Genomic DNA, 19,507 nt, shown 5'->3' with positions numbered 1-19,507 from the left:
CTCACCTCATTCGATTGTAGTCTTGCTCGTCACCCAGGATCTCGGTAATGGAGCCTTGAATCTCCACTGTGTCCGGTGTGCACATAAATATATTGCCCCCAATTTTGGATATTCCTCCACCCAGAGCATAAACAGTTCCGCTGAGAAAATCGATAATCCGCATCGCCTGGTCATTGCGCACCCGCTGCAGGTTAATTACTACCGTGCGGTGTGAACGCAGATGGTCGGCAATCTCCTGCGCCTCATCATACGAACGCGGCTCGTAGAGCACAACCTTCACATTTTTTTGGGAATGAATGCTGACGACGTTGGCCCTCTGATTCTTGCGTGTTTCTACAGGGGCGGGTTCGTATTCATCCTCATCACGGGAGATTTGCTCCCGTTCCACAATCTCCTCTTCCTCCTGCAAGCCCAAGAAACTCATAAATCGGTTCATCACGCCCATCATTCTCCCTCCTCATGACCTACTAATACCGTTCCCAGGCGTACCCGGGTGGCTCCTTCCTGTATCGCCACTTCAAAGTCATTCGACATGCCCATCGACAGCTCTTCTATTGGCTCAGGTGTCAAGCCCAGGAGATTCAGGCGGTCACGCAGCTCGCGGAGTCCGCGGAATACCGGCCGGGTCGCCTCGGGGTCTTCCTCGTGAGGGGCCATCGTCATCAGGCCGATGACCTTCACCCGGTCAAGCGGGGCGATCTCCCTCAGGAAGTCCTCCACCGCTTCCGGCGCCAGGCCGAACTTGGTATCCTCGCCTGAAATATTCACCTGCAGGAACACCTTCACTTCAAGTCCCGCAGCTTCCGCCTTCTTATGCAGCTCCCTGGCCAGCGACAGCCGGTCCAGAGAGTGAATATATTGAAATTTACCGATAACGTCCTTCACCTTATTCGTCTGCAAATGCCCGATAAAGTGCCAGATTCCCTTATGTCCAAGCGCATTCCATTTCGGCTCCGCATCCTGCCAGCGGCTCTCGGCGATCTCCTCAAGACCTGCCTCCAGCACAGCGGCAACCGTATTCAGCGATACGTATTTCGTTACCGCAATCAGCTTGACTTCACTGGCATCCCGGCCGCTGGCCGCGCAGGCCCGTGCGACACGTTCCCGGGTAGTGGCTATTCTTTCTTGTAGCGAGGCCAAAATGTCAACTCTCCTTTATTCCGATCCAGCTCGTCATTCTCCCAGTGACCCCGTTTTCCTTCCGGTACGAAAAGAACAGATCACTGTTACAGCTTGTACACCAAGTTGTACATTCGATATGAGTCGGCAATATTCCTGCTTTTATCATAATGCGTTGATTCAATTCTTTCAAGTTCAGCATCATTTTGCTGCTGTCTGTCTCCGATGGTCTATATACAGCCCGTGCGCCTTCCGCCGCATCCGGCAGGTTCAGCCTGGCCTCCAGCCGGCGGACAGGGTCCATCACGTAATCATCCACCTCATAGCAGCAGTCTCCGATGGAAGGCCCTATAGCGGCCTGTATGTCCTCTGGACGGGTCCCGTACGTCTGTCCCATGCGCTCCACCATCGCCGCCGCGATTTCCGCCACGGTCCCCTTCCAGCCTGCATGCGCCAGCCCTACCACGTGGTTCAGCGGATCATGGAAGAACAGCGGCACACAATCAGCGTAAAAAGAAGTCAGCAGCACCCCGGGCACATTCGTCAGCAGCCCGTCAGTGGCCTGAAAGGCAGAGGCCCGGTCCAGGCTGCCCCGGCCGCGTTCCTGTTCTGTAATGACTGCGATCTCTTTGCCGTGGGTCTGTTCCCCGCAGGTCCAGTCGGCCAGCCGGAATCCCAGACTCGCAGCCAGCAGGCTGCGGTTAGCCAGCACATCCGCCGGATCATCGCCTACATGAAAAGCACAATTGAAGCTGTCATAGGGCTTCGTTCCGCTCCCGCCTGCTCTGCCGGTGAAGCCTGCAGTAATGCTCCTATACGGCTCACGCCACGGCTCCAGATGCAGCAGCATGGGCGCTGTACCATTTTGCATAAACGGTTCCATCTCTTCACCTCCGCTTAAGTGTACCACAAAGTATTCCCCACAAAGTGATGAAACGCTCCGGTGTCAATTCAAGTACTTTGCGGGGGCCCCGAAAACATACTTCACAAACTCAGCCCACACCGTCCATTTCTCAACCCACCCTATGACTATACCCATATCCGCAGAAAAAAGACGCACCTCATTAATAAGTGCGCCGTTCACTGCGGTCCGGCCGATCCAGGTACATCATCTCGCGGTCTTCCTGTCCCTGCGGTATGCGGGGCTCCTCCAGCTTCACGAGCACGACATCTGCACCGATCTTCACGATATTCCGCCACGGAATCACCAGATCGGCGCCGCCGCCGAACAGCCCCATGAATCTGGTGTACCCCGGGACAATCACAGCGTCAATGACGCCTCTACGCAAATCCAGCTCCAGATCGCTGATCTGGCCCAGCCGTTTACCGTCAACAATATTGATTACATCTTTGGTTTGAAAATCGGAGATTTTCATCTTTTTACCCGAAGCTGACGTTTCCTCAATCATCCTGCCACCCCTGTACATTCAGACCTATAGCTTAAGTATATGTCCTTAGGGCTTGGCCGCATGACTGTATTCCAGAGCCTTAGCGCCCCGGACATATAAAAGGATATTCCGGCTAGCCGCTAGTTGCCGCTATCCGGAATATCCTCCGCTCATTTATAGATTGTGGTCAGGACTTTACATGCTTTTGCATTTGCTGGATCGCTGATTTCTCCAGCCGTGAGACCTGGGCCTGTGAGATGCCAATCTCGTCGGCGACCTCCATCTGGGTCTTGCCTTCGAAGAAGCGCATCGACAGAATGCGTTTCTCCCGCTGCCCCAGCCGCTGCATGGCCTCCCGGAGTGCAATCTCCTCAATCCACGAGACATCCTTATTCTTGTCGTCACTGATCTGATCCATCACATAGATCGGGTCCCCGCCGTCATGATAGATCGGCTCGAACAGGGATACCGGGTCCTGAATCGCATCAAGGGCGAAGACAACATCCTCCTTCGGAACGCCGAGCGCTTCAGATATTTCGAAGATCGTCGGCTCCCGCGAATTCTGGTTCGTCAGGCTGTCACGCACCTGCAGCGCCTTATAGGCAATGTCGCGCAGGGAGCGGGATACCCGGATCGGGTTGTTATCCCGCAAGTAGCGGCGGATCTCTCCGATGATCATCGGCACCGCATAGGTGGAGAACTTGACATTCTGCGATAAATCGAAATTATCGATGGCTTTCATGAGTCCGATGCAGCCTACCTGAAACAAATCATCCACGAACTCTCCACGATTATTGAACCTTTGAATCACGCTTAGCACAAGCCTGAGGTTGCCATTTACCAATTTCTCTCTGGCGGATCGCTCGCCCTGCTGCTGCAGCGAAGTGAACAATGCCCGCATTTCCACGTTCGTGAGAACAGGCAGCTTGGCGGTGTCCACACCGCAAATCTCGACTTTATTTCGGGTCATGATGATTAACCTCCCAAGGAGAAACATTACTGTACATTATCTCCCCGGTCCGGCATTTTATTCCTCAGCTTTCATCACTTACACCATCTTGTTGAACTCCTTGCGCAGCCGCTTGATAATTCGTTTCTCCAGGCGCGAAATATAAGATTGGGAGATGCCCAGCAGATCGGCCACATCCTTTTGCGTTTTTTCCTCGCCGCCCCGCAGTCCGAACCGCAGCTCCATAATCAGCCGTTCCCGCTCGCTAAGCTTCTCCAGCGCCTTCTGCAGCAGCTTACGGTCCACCTGCTCTTCGATGTTCCGGTAGATCGTATCGTTCTCCGTGCCCAGCACATCCGAGAGCAGCAGCTCGTTGCCGTCCCAGTCAATATTCAGCGGTTCATCAAAAGAAACCTCGCTTCTGGTCTTACTGTTGCGCCGCAGATACATCAGAATCTCATTCTCGATGCAGCGCGAGGCGTAGGTGGCCAGCTTGATTTTTTTCTCCGGATCAAAGGTGTTGACCGCCTTAATGAGTCCAATCGCGCCAATAGATACCAGATCCTCGATGTTAATGCCGGTGTTCTCGAATTTCCGGGCGATGTAGACCACCAGCCGCAGGTTGCGCTCAATCAGCATGGCCCGGACGGCCGCATCCCCGCTGGAGAGCCGCTGGAGCAGAAATTCCTCCTCCTCGCGTGTCAGCGGCGGCGGCAGCGCTTCACTTCCCCCGATATAATAAATCTCCTGGCTCTTCAGACCGAGCAGAAACAGCATGCGGTAATACTGCAGTTGCAGCACAAGCTTGAATTTGACCATTATTGTTCCTCCTATAGGTTACTTAGCCCATCACCTTGTCAGCCGGTGCTTCTGGAGCACTCTCTTTATGGGTCAGGTCAGGATGTATGACCGCCCGGTACGCGCCGTCTCCCGACAGTGTCCCGCCATCCAGCCCGATGAGTACCCTTGTGCTGCAAAAGGTATCACCGCCAAGCTCTATCCTCACCTTATCCGGCTTCAGCGCGAGCATGAAGGATGCCCCGCGGTTGACGCCTCTGTACGGCACCAGCCGCACTCTGTCCTGCCAGGCGAACGACTGCCCGTCCGTTTCCAGTACAAGTGTATCTGCACCCGTCTGGGTCAGCCTCCCTTTCCAGGAAGCCGGCAAATGGCCCTCCCACAGCGAGGCTTCCATCACCATCACCGGAATCCTCGTCAGCGGATCGCTGAGCCGGTTCCCGGTATCCAGCAGTCCGGGGCAGGTAACCGACACTCCGTCGATCTCCACTGTCACTTCCCCGATATAGGAATCCAGCTGCTCTCTGTACCGGCGGGAGGACTGGATCAGCTTGAAGAGCAGCAGCACCAGCGGAAGCAGGGCAAGCACGAACCAGAACCCGATCTTCAGCCGGTAAGCTTGGCCTCCCGATGAGGTGAAGATCATGCCTTTCCAGAGGTCACCAGAGCTTTGCAGCAGATAATGAACGCCTATGATCCCTCCCGCCGCCGCAAAATTAATGATATAAAACGCCCCAAATGCCCGAAGATAGCTTTGCAGACTTCTAAATCCAAAGGCTATCCAGATCATCAAAACCGATAAACCGAATTTGACGAGAAAGGTATACAGAAAGGACAGCTCCGGTACGAACATCATGACGACATAGAGTGCACCCGCCAGCGCTGAGAGAGTCAGGCGCCACCAGGATACCTTGTGCTTCACCAGCCAGCTTGTCAGCCACAGCAGGACTCCGTCGATCAGCAGATTGGCGGCAAAAATCAAGTCAATATACACAACCATCGCTCTCACCTGCCTGCAAGCGGATATCTATCCGGAGGCCGGGGTGCAGGCTCTCTTTTTAGACGATAAGATTAGTATAGAAACTCCCGCATCCAAAGTCTGTCTAAACATGGGGGGCGTTCTTGCAGTTTTTTTGTCGAGTTATGGGCCTTGAGAGGAACATCAGCACACAAGTGGAAACGGCTTTGCCGTCCTTTAAAAGGACGGTACCGTTTCAGCGAGAAATAGAAGGATAATGTATAGCGTGGAACATATAAATTCTTATATTTCAACAAAAGCCAGCCTTAAGCGGCTGGCTTCAGACGTGCCGGATTTAATTGTTGATAGATTTCAACTCTTCTTCGGAGAGTCCGGTTGCCTTCTGCACTGAAGGATAATCCATTCCCATAGACAGGAGATTCTTTGCTATTACCCGTTTGGCTTCTAGTTCACCTGCCGCTGTACCCTTGGCGAAGCCTTCCCTAAGCGCACCATCCCGCTGCGAGGCTTCGTCCATCAGAAACTTCTGGCGGTCCTCATATTTACGGCGGGCTTCTGAATCCTGGCTCAGAAATTCCAGCGTCTCCATCGCCTTCTTCAAGGCTGGCTCGTTCATTTGCAGCACCTCCCAATCAGAGTAGTCAATCCCTTTTAGAAATAACAGCCAGTTCACAAGGCCGCCCTCGCCGGGTATAAGCGGCTGGTTCAACTTGGGCAGCTCCAGGAAATGAATCTCGATATCGTCTGTCAGCGGCGCTCCGCTGCTGTCCTCCCGCAAATGAAATACACTATGGGTATGTTCATTGGGCAGCACCTTATAATTCAGAATGTTGATCGTCACGCACTTCTTGAGATCAATATATTTGCCGTTGACCTGAAGCTGGCCGGCATACCGTTTGCTCCAATAATACAACGTGCGTTTCTCAATATCATATTTGTTGAAAAGCTGCATCTCGATGTTGATTAGCTTGCCGTCAACCGTCTTCGCCCATATATCAAATATCGCCTGCTTATCCAGCGGATCATCCTTATCCGTATAAGGATTAAGCAGCACTACTTCCTCCAGCGGAAGATCGCCCGCATCCAAGAATATCCGGTTCAGAAAAGCGAGCAGTACATCCTTGTTGCCCTCGCTTGCAAATATCCGCTTAAATACAAAATCCACCCGGGGGTCCAGCATTTCCATGGTATCGTCTCCCGTTAACGTTATTATACAGCCTGAAAAGCAAAAAAACACCATACCCCGCAGTTCAAAGCTGCGTGATACGGTGCTTCCGTAACAGTCAAAGCTATAATCGCTATTAATGGCTCTTAATCATTATTGCCGCGTGTCCGGTTGCGCAGGAAGGTCGGAATATCCAGCTGATCAGAGCTTGTCTGATTCCCGAATGGACGAAGATTCTCACTCTTGCTCTTATTATCAGCAGATGGTTCGCTGTTTGCCGCAGGACGGCGTACAGGAGCTATGGGAGAAGGCTTGTGTTCAAAACCGGTCGCAATAACCGTAACCTTGATCTCGTCCTTCATGCTCTCTTCGATAATGGCACCGAAGATCATATTCACTTCAGGGTCCGAAGCAGAGGTAACAATCTCGGCGGCTTCATTCACTTCGTACAGGGAGAGGTTAGAGCCGCCTGTAATATTCATAATGACGCCGCGCGCACCTTCGATGGAGGTTTCAAGCAGCGGGCTCATAATCGCCTTGCGGGCCGCCTCAGATGCCCGGTTCTCGCCGGTGGCAATCCCGATGCCCATAAGCGCTGAACCGCGCTCCGTCATAATCGTCTTTACATCGGCAAAGTCAAGGTTGATCAGGCCGGGAACCTGAATAAGGTCGGAGATGCCTTGTACCGCCTGACGGAGTACATTGTCCGCTTCACGGAAGGCTTCGAGCATTGGAGTCTTCTTATCCACAATTTCCAGGAGGCGGTCATTCGGAATCACAATCAGCGTATCAACCTTTTCCTTGAGCGCTTCGATTCCAAGCTCTGCCTGGTTGGCACGTTTTCTGCCTTCAAAAGTGAACGGGCGGGTCACGACGCCTACCGTCAATGCTCCGCATTCTCTGGCGATTTCGGCAATGACAGGCGCTGCGCCTGTTCCGGTACCGCCGCCCATGCCTGCGGTAACGAAGACCATATCCGCGCCCTTCAGCGTATTCGAGATCAGATCGCGGGATTCCTCTGCCGCCTTCTTGCCGACCTCAGGATTCGCTCCTGCGCCAAGTCCGCGGGTCAATTTATCTCCGATTTGTAATTTATGCTCCGATTTGGCCATATGCAGCGCTTGGGCGTCTGTATTAACCGTGATGAACTCAACACCCTGAACGCCATTTTCAATCATCCGGTTCACAGCGTTGCTTCCGCCGCCGCCGACGCCGATGACTTTTATTTGCGCCAAACTCTCCATTTCAAAATCAAATTCCAACATATTGTTTCCATCTCCCCCTCGAGTAGTGCTTGGATGGCCAGTCCAAGTATATCTGGATTACACTTATATGAACTCGCTAAACATATTCTTTAGTCGTTCCACCAGACCCGGCTTCTTGGAAGAATCCTGAACCGGCGCTGCGCTCTGCTTGCTGCGGTTAACGGTCTTCTTGTTGGCACTTCCGCCGCTGCTCCGTCCGCGGTAGTTACGTACCACATTATGAAGAATGCCTACGCCGCCGGTGAAGCCGGGGTCGCGTACTCCAATATAATCCGGAACAGCGATCCGTACGGAGGCTGCCAGCTCGTTCTGGGCTACCTTAAGCACCCCAGGCATCGATACTGTGCCACCCGTAAGTATATAACCTCCCGGGAGCTCCGTATAACCAAGCCGCTTCACTTCCTGGCGGATCAGGTGGAAGATTTCCTGGACTCTCGGCTCGATAATCGCAGCCAGATCTTCCTGGTTGAATTCCTTCTCTACATTGCTGCCGATACGCAGGACCTTGAAGACGACCTCCGAAGCGGCATCGTCGATCCAGGCACAGCCGTATTTCAGCTTGACCTTCTCGGCCTGGTCGGTAAGTGTCCGAAGTCCATACGCAATATCATTGGTTATGAATTCTCCTCCGATCGGAATCGTGGAGGTTGCACTAAGGGAACCTTCTTCATATACGGCTATCGTGGCTTGTCCGGCACCTATATCCACCAGTACAGCCCCCATCGATTTCTCATCTTTGGAGAGCGCTAATCCGCCAGCCCCGAGAGACATAAGGACAAGATCTTTAACCTTCAGACCTGATTTCTCCACGCAGCGGAGCAGATTATGTATGGGGGTCTTGGCACCGGTAATGATCGTGGCCTCCACTTCCAGGCGGACGCCAATCATTCCGCGCGGGTCCTGAATGCCTTCTAGGCCGTCGACGATATACTGCTTGGCTACAACATCAATAACCTCGCGTTCCGGCGGGAGTGCAATAACCTCCGCTGCCTTGATTACGCGGTCGATGTCATCTTCGCCGATCTCACGGTCCTCATTCTGAACGGCAACTACGCCGTGGCTGGATTGCAGGCCGATATGATTGCCGGATATGCCGACATACACCTCGGATATTTGAATACCGACCATTTGCTCCGCATGCTCTACGGCACTCCTGATCGATTGCACAGTCTGATCGATGTCTACAATCGCACCCTTGCGTATCCCTTCCGAATCAGCAGATCCAACGCCAATAATATTGAAGGTTCCACTAGTAACTTCCCCGATTATTGCCCGAACTTTGGATGTACCGATGTCCAAACTAACAATGATGTCATTGTTGCTCAAGCCCTATGGCACCTCCTGTTATAATCATAATAAACATGTCTTTGATCCCGGTCGCGGGAAACATCTCTGTACATATTCAACATCCCTAATCCTTTCCCTCTTTTTTCAACAAATTTTTTGAGAGGAATAATATGACAAGGTATTCACGTGCAGGCAGATGCTCTCCGCTTAGCGGGATCAGCACCTGACATTCAAACAAGTGGAAACGGCATTGTCGTCCGTTTAAGGACGATACCGTTTCAGCGAGAAATAGAAGGATAATGAATAGCGTGAAACCTATACATTCTTATATTTTAAGAAAAACAAGAGAACAGCGGCTATATCCTGGATTGCATCTCAAAAAATCCGCAGAAAAAAGAGGGATATTGCTTATTGCCCGTAAAACAGATTGTAGCATTTATTCCGCTCTATTAGTAGGGACTATTTACTCTTGTGCAGCTGCGTCTTCTCCGTTGTCCTCGGCTTCAGAATGGAACGGAACATAGGAATCGGCCTCCAGCATTTTGATCAGTCCCGGCTCCTCCGTCTGAATCACCTGATTCAAATAGCCTACTTTATCCTTCAGCAGTGAAATGGCCGTTATGACCTCAAAGCGTGAACGTGTGTAGAGCTTGATCCGGTCCGGAAAAGATAACGTCGGGGAAGGTACAATCTCCGATATATCACTGGTCAGCTCATTCGGAATGCCGGCCAGCGCCTGGCACAGCTTGGTCTTATAAGGATCGTCAGCCTTCCAGTTAGTCAATATCGGCTTCTCTACAGCAATTCCGGTATCTGTCACAGAGACGGCGGCCCCGCTCGACAGAATAGCCTCCAGCACGCCTGCCTGATCTAGCTCATAGGCAACCGCCGGGTACTCCTTCACAGTGATCGTAACCACACCGGGGAACTTCTTGCTTACCTGCGCCTCCTGAACCGTATCCAGCCCTTCCAGCGCCTTCCCCACAGTATCTCCGGAGACTGCAAAGAACTGTCCACCGATCTTTAGGCCGCTTGCAGCCAGCAGCTTCTCGCGGGACGTATATTTATCCCCCTGCATTTCAATGGCTGTAATCTTGCTGATCGACGAACGGAAGAAGATTACAGCCAGCAGCGCAGTGAACAGCAGTGCCAGGATGATGATGATTTTACGGTTTTTTCTCTTGCTAGGCTTGTCCTCTTTCAAAAGAGGTATTCGCGTTTTTGGCATTCTCATATCTCCGTAATAAGGCCCTGTCTCCTTCCTCACGGCTACGCCGAAGGAGACAGGGAGCTTTAATTGGCCAAATCCAGCGGGTCAGGCACCGGCACCTTGCGGCTAATGCGCGCCCCCAGCTTTTGAAACAATAATTCGATGCCGTCATATCCCCGGTCAATATGATGCGCCTGCTCTACAATAGTCGTTCCCTGAGCAGCCAGCCCGGCGATTACAAGGGCTGCTCCTGCCCGCAGGTCAGTAGCCTCAACCGTTGCCCCATACAACCTCTTAACGCCGCGTATGAATGCCCTGTTCAGATCAATGGAGATATCGGCTCCCATCCGGGCCATCTCCTCCACATGCTTGAAGCGCCCTTCGAAGACCGTTTCCTTAATCACACTGAATCCTTCCGCCAGGGACAATAGAACCATAACCTGAGACTGCAGGTCCGTAGGAAAGGACGGATACGGAGAGGTAACAATTCGCTCAACCGCACGGGGACGTCCCATACAGCTGATATTAATTATATCATTGCACACTGTAATTTGAACACCGGCGCGCCTCAGGATGTGGATCAGGGAGGTCAAATGTCCTGCATTGGTGTGTGTCAGCGTCACATTGCCCCGCGTGGCGGCGGCGGCAATCATCACGGTTCCGGCAACAATCCGGTCGGGGATCACCTCATAGCTGCAGGCATGGAGCTTGCGGACACCCTGAATGGTGATCGTATCCGTCCCTGCGCCGATGATATGTGCCCCCATCGCATTGAGGAAGTTCTGCAGGTCCTGGATTTCCGGCTCTCTCGCTGCCCCGGAGATGGTGGTCGTGCCCTCGGCCATGGCGGCGGCCATCATGATATTCTCCGTGGCGCCCACGCTGGGATAATCCAGATGGATATCACAGCCTCTCAAGCTAGCAGCCCGGCAGCAGATCCGGCCGCCCGTCTCCTCAATCTCTGCCCCGAGCAGCTTCAAGCCCTGCAGGTGGAGGTCGATCTTGCGCTCCCCGATGGCACAGCCCCCCGGCTGATAGATCGTCACTTCCCCGAACTTGGCCAAAAGCGGGCCCATCAGGAATATGGAGGATCTCATCTGCCGCATCAGGTCCTCCGGAACATGAGAGGTCAGGAGAAAGGACGTATCGACGGTGACCGTCTCCTCTTCATGTACTGTCCTGCAGCCCAGCCTCTGCAGAATATGCAGCATCGTTTCGATGTCCAGCAGCTTCGGCACATTATGCAGTGAGTGAACTCCTTCGGCCAGCAGGCTGGCTGCCAGAATCGGCAGTGCCGCATTTTTTGCTCCATGGATACGTATGGTGCCTGACAGGGGGGTTCCGCCCTCAATCACCAATTTGTCCAATGTATCACCTCCGAGATTACCGCTCACCCACCGTAAGCACTTCCTGCACCACGGTCCTGCAGAATCGGCCGGAACGAACTCCGTTTCCGAATCTCAGGCATCAAGAAGCGCTCTGGGTGATTGTCACGATTATAGGATCATCCTATGTTCGGAGCTCCGTGTGTGTGACAATGTCAGCCCGGATTCTAGCGTCCCCGTCCTGCAGCCAGCCTGCGGAGCTCGCTGACAACCAGGGAGGCGGAATCTCTTTTACCGAGGCGTCTAGAGGCCTCCGACATGCTGTGACGCAGCGTATCCGCTCCGATGATCTTCTGAACCGCTGTGAACAGCGCCTCGCCGCTTAAGTCCTTCTCCAGCAGTACCACTGCCGCACCTTCACCTTCCAGCGCTCTGGCGTTGGCTTCCTGATGATTGTTCGTTACATTGGGAGACGGAATGAGGACAGAGGGTATGCCAAGCGCGGTAATCTCTGCGAGAAAAGAGGCGCCTGCCCTGTTCACGATCAGGGAAGTGCAGGCCAGCACCTCAGGCATATTGTGAACGTAAGGGAGGACATGCAGCCAGTTCGGAATACCACCCAGCTGCTCGCGTACCGCTTTGCGGGTATCCTCAAAGTAAGACTCTCCGGTGACATACACATAGTGAACACCATTACCCTTACCCACAAAGGGTGCCATTTCAATCATGGCACGGTTAATCGCCTTGGCTCCCCCGCTTCCTCCCACAACCAGTACCACCGTGCTTCCTTCGGGGATACCGAGTGAAGCGAAGCCGCGTTGCGGATTAGCCGTCATGACCGTAGTGGCCCGGGGATTGCCCGTATAGATTACATTCTTGGCCCCGGGAAAAGCCGGCTCTGTGCCTTCAAAGCTCACCGCGACCGTGCTGGCATACCGGCTGAGAAAGCGGTTGGTCAGTCCCGGAATCGCGTTCTGTTCATGGATCAGCGTCGGGATGCCGAGCCGGGAGGCTGCATACACCACAGGTCCGCAGACATAACCCCCGGTGCCGACAACCACATCAGGCTTGAACTCGCGCAGCATGGCTTTGGAGGCTTTGACCCCCTTCAGGAACCGCATGACCGTCTTCACATTATCCATCGACAGCTTGCGGCGGAAGCCTGTAATATCAATGGACTGGAAAGGCAGATTCTCCTGGGGAACCAGCTTGCTCTCCAAACCTCGCTTGCCTCCTATATACAGGAAGACAGAATCCGCATCTTCAGATTCCAGTTGTCTGGCTACGGCTACGGCAGGATAGATATGTCCTCCTGTGCCGCCGCCGCTAAGTACAATACGCATGTCTTTCACCTCGCATAACGGGATAAATTAAGCAGAATGCCAAGAGCTGTGAGCATCAGGGTGAGCGATGAGCCGCCATAGCTGATGAGCGGAAGCGTGATGCCGGTTACCGGAATCAGGCCGATTACCACACCGATGTTGATGACGACCTGAACCGCCACCATACAGACGATTCCTACGGCAAGATAGCTGCCGAAGCGGTCCGGCAGGCTCATGGCTACCTTCATTCCGCGCCAGATCAGCAGCAGGAACAGCAGCAGCACGGCCAGCCCTCCGATGAATCCCAGCTCCTCGGCCAATATGGAGAAAATAAAATCAGTCTGCGGCTCCGGGACATAGCTGTATTTTTGCCGGCTCATCCCGAAGCCCAGTCCGCCCAGCCCGCCGGGACCCACCGCGTAGAGCGACTGAATGATCTGATAACCCGCGCCCAGCGGATCGGACCACGGGTCCAGGAAGGCGGTGATCCGCTGCAGCCGGTAAGGCGCAGCGGCAATGAGTCCGGCGAACCCGGCCAGCCCCAGCGCACCGAGGGAGAGCAGATGCTTCATCCGCGCCCCCGCTGTGAAGACCATCATCATGGCCGCGCCGAACATGACAGTACCTGTGCCGAGATCCGGCTGAAGCATAATCAGTGCGAACGCGGAGCCGATCAGCGCAAGCGGCGGAAGCAGCCCGCGCATGAAGCTGGAGATGTCATACTCCTCGGTTCCGAGCCACTTGGCCAGGAAGAGGATCATCCCCATCTTCATGAATTCCGAGGGCTGAATACCGAAGGAGCTGATGCCCAGCCAGCTGCGCGCACCGCCGCGAACCACTCCGATGCCTGGAATCAGCACCAGCACCAGCAGGGCGAAGCACACGAGCAGGAGCGGCCGGGCGAATCTCTTCAGCACCAGGTAATCGGTGTTCGCCGTAATGAACATCGCGATGAGGCCCAGGCCTGCGAACAGCATCTGTCTTTTGACAAAATAAAACGAATCGCCATAATTGCGGAAGCCCAGAACGGACCCGGCACTGTATACCATTACCATACCGATAGCCAGTAAAGCCAGTATCGGAATCAGCAGCCAGATATCGGGCGCATGACGGGATTTGTTCATCAGGAGCACACCTCTTGCATCCGTAGTAGGGGCTTATCCACCCCCCTACTTAAAGGTTATGCACCGCCTCTTTAAAAATACGCCCGCGCTCCTCATAGGAGGTAAACATATCCCAGCTGGCACAGGCAGGGGACAGGAGAACTACATCCCCCGCTTCCGCCAGGGCGGAAGCCTCCCGCACAGCCTGCTCCAGCACGGCAGCGGCACTCTCCCCATTATCGACGGAGATGACCGTCTTTACTCCTGCCAGCCGGGCTACAGCCGCCAGCTTGTCCCGGGTCTGCCCAAGCGCCACCAGGGCTTTGACATTCTCTCCGAGGACAGGCAGCATCTCCATATAATCCGAGCCGCGGTCCAGGCCCCCGGCAATCAGAATGACCGGCTTCCGGAAGGAGGCCAGCGCCATGGAGGTAGCTTTGGAATTGGTAGCCTTGGAATTGTTATAATAGGCGGCCCCTGCCTTGTCTGTTACATACTCCAGCCTGTGCTCCACCCCGCGGAAGGAAGCCAGCACCGGACCCAGTACCGCCGGGTCCGCTCCTGCGGCAATGGCAATGCCGCAGGCAGCCAGCGCATTCCCTACATTGAAGCGGCCGGGAAGTCCGATAGAATCGACATCGGCTATTTCGGTCTCGCTCTCGGTGTAATCGCGGTAGATAATGACCCGCTTCAGTTCGTCTGCCGTATCCTCCACGTAGGACGGGCGGACGAAGATGCCCTGCACCAGCTCCTCGTTCATGGAGAAGGGCAGAATGCCCGCCTTCAGATAGGGTACCAGCTCGCGGCAGACCGGATCATCCCAGTTCAGCACAGCGGTGTCCTCCGGTCCCTGATTGGCGAACAGCTTGGATTTGGAGGCTACATAATCCTCCATGCCCCCATGGTAGTCCAGGTGGGTCTCAGCGACATTCAGCAAGGCAGCAATCTTGGGCCGGAACGCTTCCGTGCCCTTCAGCTGAAAGCTGCTTAGCTCGACCACCATCCAGTTGTCCGCGTCAGCCTCCTGTGCGGCCTGAGAGAGAGGCGTTCCTATGTTCCCGGCCACAATGGGGCGCATCCCTGCTGCCTCCAGCATATGGCCCACCCAGGTCGTTGTAGTGGTCTTGCCGTTGGAACCGGTGATGCCGATCATCGGGGCAGCGCAGAGATGATAAGCTACCTCTACCTCGGTCACGACCTCAATTCCCAGCTCCAGCGCCTGCTGCACCGGAGCGACCGAATAAGGAATCCCCGGATTCTTCACAACCAGCTGCACACCCTCGTGGATCAGGCTCTCCGGATGCCCGCCGCATAGAACAGAAATTCCCAAAGATTCCAGTTCGGAAGCTTCGGGACTCTGATCTCTTTCCTTTTTATCATTGACCGTCACCACAGCGCCGTGTTCGTGCAGCACCTTGGCCACCTGGACGCCGCTTTTGGCGAGCCCCAGGACGACCACCTCTTGACCACGGTACAGATCCGGATGTTTCATTCGTTACAACCCCTTGATGAGATATAGTCCAACTGCCGCCAGCACGAGGCCCACCGCCCAGAAGGAGACGACTACACGCCACTCCGACCAGCCGCCCAGCTCAAAGTGATGATGGATCGGGCTCATTCTGAATACCCGTTTGCCACGCGTCTTAAACGAGGCGACCTGAATAATTACGGACAGCATTTCAACCACGAAGACTCCGCCAATCACCACAAAGAGCAGCTCGGTCTTGGTGACAATAGCAATCGCGCCAATCGCCCCGCCGATTCCGAAGGAGCCGAAATCGCCCATGAACACCTTGGCAGGATGGGCATTGAATACGAGAAAGCCAAGCACTGCGCCAATCATCGCAGCGGCACAGACACCAGCGGCAATCGAGGTTGCCTGCATGGCTACCACCGCGAAGGCAGCGAGCGCAATTGCACTTACGCCTGATAGCAGACCATCCACACCGTCCGTGAAGTTAACGGCATTCGTGATTGCCATCATCATCAGCACAATGAACGGATAATAGAACCAGGGGCCCCAGTCGAAGCTGAAGGAGGTTCCCGGAACGCTGATATTCGTATGATGCCCGGCCGAGATCAGCAGGACGCTGAGCACGACGCCGACCAGCAGCTGGCCCAGCAGCTTCTGGCGCGCCGTAAGGCCGAGGGAGCGCTTGAACACAATTTTGATATAATCATCCAGGAATCCAATGAGTCCATAGCCCAGCGTAGCAGCCAGCAGTACATAGAAATCCGAATTAATGACCGAGAATTTCAGAAAAGACAGCGTGAACGCGACCATGATAATTACACCGCCCATGGTAGGGGTTCCCGCCTTTTTCAAATGGGTCTGGGGCCCGTCGTCACGAACCTGCTGTCCCAGCTTAAGCCGGCGCAGCAGCGGTATAATCAGCGGAGCGGCAATGACCGCAAGGATAAAGGACACAGCAATAGTCAGCAGAAGTAATTGATAATCCATGGGTACACCCCTCCTTTAGTTAGCATTCGCTTCAGAATGTTCTTTCAAGCGGTGGAGCACTTCTTCCAGCCGCATCCCTCTGGATGCTTTGAACAACACAACATCATCATTGCCGCACATCGCAGTCAAGGCATTGATCAAGGCTTCTTTATCTGTAAAAGCATAGATATGCCCGGCCTCGAACCGCTCCGAGGCCGCCGCCGCAAGCTGCGCCGACAGCGGCCCGAAGGTGAATACATCATCCGTCAGCTCCGGGTCGAGATAGCTGCCGATCTGCCGGTGGAACTGAAGCTCCTCCGGCCCGAGTTCCAGCATGTCCCCCAGCACCGCGATTCTGCGGCCGCTGCATTTCATGGACTGCAGCACATCAATCGCCGCTCTCATGGACGTAGGGCTGGCATTATAGGCATCATTCAAGAGCACCAGTCCGCTTGCCGCCTGAATAACCTCAATCCGCATACCGGTCAGCTTGAGGCCGCTTAGTCCTTCTGCCATATTCTCATCGGTCACCTTATAATGACGCGCCACTGCAAGCGCAGCGAGCGCATTAATTACATTATGCTGCCCCGGCAGCGGAAGGGTGAAGGCCCGCTCCCCATGCTGCAGCGAGGTGAAGGTCATTCCCCCGCTGTGCGTCATCAGGCCGGTCGGATAATCATCATTGTCATCCGACTGCCCGAAGCGGAAGGTTAGCAGCCCTTCAGGCGTGCGGAAGCCTGGCTCTGCCAGAACCTCGGCAAGCAGCGGCTCATCCCCGTTATAGATCAGCAGCCCGCCCGGCTGAAGTCCGTCCACAATCTCCAGCTTAGCTCTGGCAATCTCCTTGCTGGAGCCAAGCTGAAGCAGATGGGATTCGCCGACATTGGTAATTACCGCTACGTCAGGAGAAGCGAGCAGAGACAGCAGGGCGATCTCTCCCCGTGAGCTCATGCCCATCTCCAGCACAGCGATCTCAACATCGCTGTCCATGGAGAGAATCGTAAGCGGCAGGCCGATATGATTGTTGAAGTTCCCTTGGGTCTTGTGTACCTTGTACTGCACTTCCAGCAATGCCGTAATCATATCCTTGGTCGTCGTCTTGCCGTTGCTTCCCGTTACGGCAACCACCTGGGGGGCCACCTCGGCCAAATAGGCGGAGGACAGCTTCTGCAGTGCCGCTAAAGTGTCCTCTACCAGAATAACCCCGCCGCCTGCGGGTGCAGGCCCCTTATCCCTCTGCCAGAGGGTAGCGGCAGATCCTGCCGCCAGCGAAGCGGCCGCATAGTGATGGCCGTCGAAGTTCTCTCCAACGAGCGGGACGAACAGGCAGTCCTGCGATATTTTGCGCGAGTCGGTTACGACTCCCTTAATCTCTATATCCTTAGCTTCGGACGAGGACAGCTCTCCTCCGCACATTTCCGCGACGTTATGCAATGTTCTAATAATCAATAGCTTCGGCCCCTTATCACTTCTTTGGCAACGATGCGGTCATCGAAGTCATGAACGACTCCCTTGATCAGCTGATAGGTCTCATGACCTTTCCCCGCAATCAATACTACATCGCCGGGGCTTGCCATTTCAATAGCTTTTGTGATGGCTTCCCTCCGGTCCGGAATCATCTCATAGCGCTCACGCGCCACGCCATCCTCACGCAGGCCCGCCTCAATATCAGCCAGAATCTGCAGCGGGTCCTCCGTCCGCGGGTTGTCGGAGGTGACTAGCACATGGTCGCTGTATTTCGCAGCTATTTTGCCCATGAGTGGCCGTTTGGTCGTATCGCGGTCCCCGCCGCAGCCGAAGACAGTAAGCACCTTGCCCGCAGCGAATTCACATACCGCCTTCAGCACATTCTCCAGACCGTCCGGCGTATGCGCATAATCAACGATCACCGCGAAATCCTGCCCGGCATCCACCGATTCGACACGGCCGTCCACGCCGGCAACCGACTCCAGACTGGCCTTGATGTCCGCAAGCGGCACATCCTCCAGCAGCGCAGCCGTAATAGCCGCAAGCGCATTATAGACGTTGAACTTGCCGACCATGCGAAGCGAAATATCCGTCTCACCCTTAAACGTCTCCACGTGGAAAAAAGTTCCTTTGGCGGTGATCGATATTTGCGAGGCCCGGACATTGGCAGCCTTGTCGATACCATATGTAATGACCTCCGCTGCGGTCTGGGTGGCAAAATAGGCGCTGGCTTCATCGTCAGCATTCAGCACGGCATACTTGCGTTCTTCCTTCCACGGGGAGATCACGTTGCCGAGCCGCGAGAAGAACAAGCCCTTCACTGCACGGTACTCCTCCATCGTATGGTGGTAATCCAGGTGATCCTGGGTCAGATTCGTAAAGATCGCGGTGCGGTAGTCGGTCCCTTTCACCCGGCCCTGCTGGAGTGCATGGGAGGATACTTCCATTACACAGCACTGCACGCCCTTAAGCGCCATATGATTCAGGCTGCGCTGAAGCTCCAGCGACTCCTGTGTCGTACCGGACATCGGATAGCTCTGACCGTCATACCGCATCTGGATTGTACCGATCAGGCCGGTCTTCACCCCATGATCCTGCATGATCCGTTCAATCAGATACGTAGTCGTGGTCTTGCCGTTGGTACCGGTGATGCCGATCAGCTTCATCCGGCTGCTCGGTGAACCGAAGAAGGCATTGGACAGCACAGACATGGCATACCGGCAGTCATCCACCACGATCTGCGGCAGGTCAATGTCCAGCTTCCGTTCGCAGACCAGGGCAGCCGCGCCCTTGGTAGCAGCCTGAGGTGCGTAATCATGTCCGTCCACTGTATGTCCGGGCAGACAGATGAACAGATCGCCCGGACCCACCTTGCGTGAATCGGCCTGCAAATCCGAAATTTCTATGTCTCCGTCCCCATATAGATGGGCAGCGGCCAGACAAGAAGAGAGTTCTTTAATTAACATACCTATCCCTCACTCTGCATTTGTACTTGTAAGTTTTTCAGTATGGGATTACCGTGACTCCAGAGAAGTTTTGGGCTTCCGGCCGCTGTTGTCCCCAGATTTCTCTTAATCAAACCGCTGCTTGCGGTAGAAATCCGGTGACAAAGGCGGACGCTACCGCTCCTACAGCTCCAAAATTCCCTTCCGCCACTTTTCCCTGTCTGTATATTTTCAAGTTCAATTTT

General features: G+C 54.6%; 18 protein-coding genes. All 18 read right to left on the bottom strand.

Annotated elements, in window-relative coordinates; translation table 11 throughout:
- Position 1 precedes the first annotated feature (1 nt).
- Complete coding sequence (locus MKY64_RS03260; protein ID WP_036690181.1) at positions 2–445, bottom strand: cell division protein SepF; 444 nt, start codon at positions 443–445, stop codon at positions 2–4.
- Positions 445–1,140 carry a YggS family pyridoxal phosphate-dependent enzyme gene (locus tag MKY64_RS03255; RefSeq protein WP_340950857.1) on the bottom strand — a complete coding sequence of 232 codons (696 nt, stop codon included), beginning with the start codon at positions 1,138–1,140 and terminating at the stop codon, positions 445–447. Before MKY64_RS03255 ends, MKY64_RS03260 begins: the two co-directional genes overlap by 1 nt.
- Positions 1,141–1,144: 4 nt before the next feature.
- Positions 1,145–2,002 (bottom strand): peptidoglycan editing factor PgeF, encoded by an 858-nt coding sequence (gene pgeF / locus MKY64_RS03250; RefSeq protein WP_036724264.1) that lies wholly within the window; start codon positions 2,000–2,002, stop codon positions 1,145–1,147.
- A gap of 181 nt (positions 2,003–2,183) precedes the next feature.
- Positions 2,184–2,528: a YlmC/YmxH family sporulation protein gene (locus MKY64_RS03245; protein ID WP_209871931.1), complete on the bottom strand. Its 345-nt coding sequence runs from the start codon at positions 2,526–2,528 to the stop codon at positions 2,184–2,186.
- Positions 2,529–2,694: 166 nt separating this feature from the next.
- Positions 2,695–3,477 (bottom strand): RNA polymerase sporulation sigma factor SigG, encoded by a 783-nt coding sequence (gene sigG, locus MKY64_RS03240; RefSeq protein ID WP_036690188.1) that lies wholly within the window; start codon positions 3,475–3,477, stop codon positions 2,695–2,697.
- 78 nt (positions 3,478–3,555) lie between these two features.
- Positions 3,556–4,278 (bottom strand): RNA polymerase sporulation sigma factor SigE, encoded by a 723-nt coding sequence (gene sigE, locus MKY64_RS03235; protein ID WP_036690190.1) that lies wholly within the window; start codon positions 4,276–4,278, stop codon positions 3,556–3,558.
- Between the two features lie 19 nt (positions 4,279–4,297).
- Entirely contained in the window at positions 4,298–5,254 is a 957-nt protein-coding gene (gene spoIIGA / locus MKY64_RS03230; protein ID WP_340950856.1) for a sigma-E processing peptidase SpoIIGA, read from the bottom strand.
- A 313-nt stretch (positions 5,255–5,567) separates the two neighbouring features.
- Positions 5,568–6,419: an Rpn family recombination-promoting nuclease/putative transposase gene (locus MKY64_RS03225; protein WP_340950855.1), complete on the bottom strand. Its 852-nt coding sequence runs from the start codon at positions 6,417–6,419 to the stop codon at positions 5,568–5,570.
- 125 nt (positions 6,420–6,544) lie between these two features.
- Positions 6,545–7,663: a cell division protein FtsZ gene (gene ftsZ / locus MKY64_RS03220; protein WP_036724269.1), complete on the bottom strand. Its 1,119-nt coding sequence runs from the start codon at positions 7,661–7,663 to the stop codon at positions 6,545–6,547.
- Between the two features lie 63 nt (positions 7,664–7,726).
- On the bottom strand, positions 7,727–8,989 hold the full coding sequence (ftsA, locus tag MKY64_RS03215; protein ID WP_036690197.1) for a cell division protein FtsA: 1,263 nt from the start codon (positions 8,987–8,989) through the stop codon (positions 7,727–7,729).
- Positions 8,990–9,413: 424 nt separating this feature from the next.
- Entirely contained in the window at positions 9,414–10,178 is a 765-nt protein-coding gene (locus tag MKY64_RS03210; RefSeq protein WP_340950854.1) for a cell division protein FtsQ/DivIB, read from the bottom strand.
- 65 nt (positions 10,179–10,243) lie between these two features.
- Positions 10,244–11,527, bottom strand: a complete 1,284-nt coding sequence (gene murA / locus MKY64_RS03205; protein ID WP_340950853.1) for a UDP-N-acetylglucosamine 1-carboxyvinyltransferase — start codon at positions 11,525–11,527, stop codon at positions 10,244–10,246.
- 185 nt (positions 11,528–11,712) lie between these two features.
- Positions 11,713–12,828: an undecaprenyldiphospho-muramoylpentapeptide beta-N-acetylglucosaminyltransferase gene (murG, locus tag MKY64_RS03200; RefSeq protein WP_340950852.1), complete on the bottom strand. Its 1,116-nt coding sequence runs from the start codon at positions 12,826–12,828 to the stop codon at positions 11,713–11,715.
- Positions 12,829–12,833: 5 nt separating this feature from the next.
- The gene (gene spoVE, locus MKY64_RS03195; RefSeq protein WP_340950851.1) at positions 12,834–13,931 is read right to left on the bottom strand and encodes a stage V sporulation protein E; all 1,098 of its coding nucleotides are present in this window, start codon (positions 13,929–13,931) and stop codon (positions 12,834–12,836) included.
- Positions 13,932–13,980: 49 nt separating this feature from the next.
- On the bottom strand, positions 13,981–15,402 hold the full coding sequence (gene murD / locus MKY64_RS03190) for a UDP-N-acetylmuramoyl-L-alanine--D-glutamate ligase (RefSeq protein ID WP_340950850.1): 1,422 nt from the start codon (positions 15,400–15,402) through the stop codon (positions 13,981–13,983).
- A gap of 3 nt (positions 15,403–15,405) precedes the next feature.
- Positions 15,406–16,371, bottom strand: a complete 966-nt coding sequence (gene mraY / locus MKY64_RS03185) for a phospho-N-acetylmuramoyl-pentapeptide-transferase (protein ID WP_340950849.1) — start codon at positions 16,369–16,371, stop codon at positions 15,406–15,408.
- Positions 16,372–16,386: 15 nt separating this feature from the next.
- The gene (locus tag MKY64_RS03180; protein ID WP_340958003.1) at positions 16,387–17,796 is read right to left on the bottom strand and encodes a UDP-N-acetylmuramoyl-tripeptide--D-alanyl-D-alanine ligase; all 1,410 of its coding nucleotides are present in this window, start codon (positions 17,794–17,796) and stop codon (positions 16,387–16,389) included.
- Positions 17,796–19,283, bottom strand: a complete 1,488-nt coding sequence (locus MKY64_RS03175) for a UDP-N-acetylmuramoyl-L-alanyl-D-glutamate--2,6-diaminopimelate ligase (RefSeq protein WP_036724281.1) — start codon at positions 19,281–19,283, stop codon at positions 17,796–17,798. Before MKY64_RS03175 ends, MKY64_RS03180 begins: the two co-directional genes overlap by 1 nt.
- Positions 19,284–19,507: the final 224 nt, after the last annotated feature.

The sequence above is a fragment of the Paenibacillus sp. FSL R7-0210 genome (assembly GCF_038009085.1).
In the GTDB taxonomy this organism is placed as follows: domain Bacteria; phylum Bacillota; class Bacilli; order Paenibacillales; family Paenibacillaceae; genus Paenibacillus_AQ; species Paenibacillus_AQ silagei.
The sequence above is the reverse complement of the archived record's forward strand: the minus strand, read 5'-3'. Positions and strand labels throughout refer to the sequence as shown.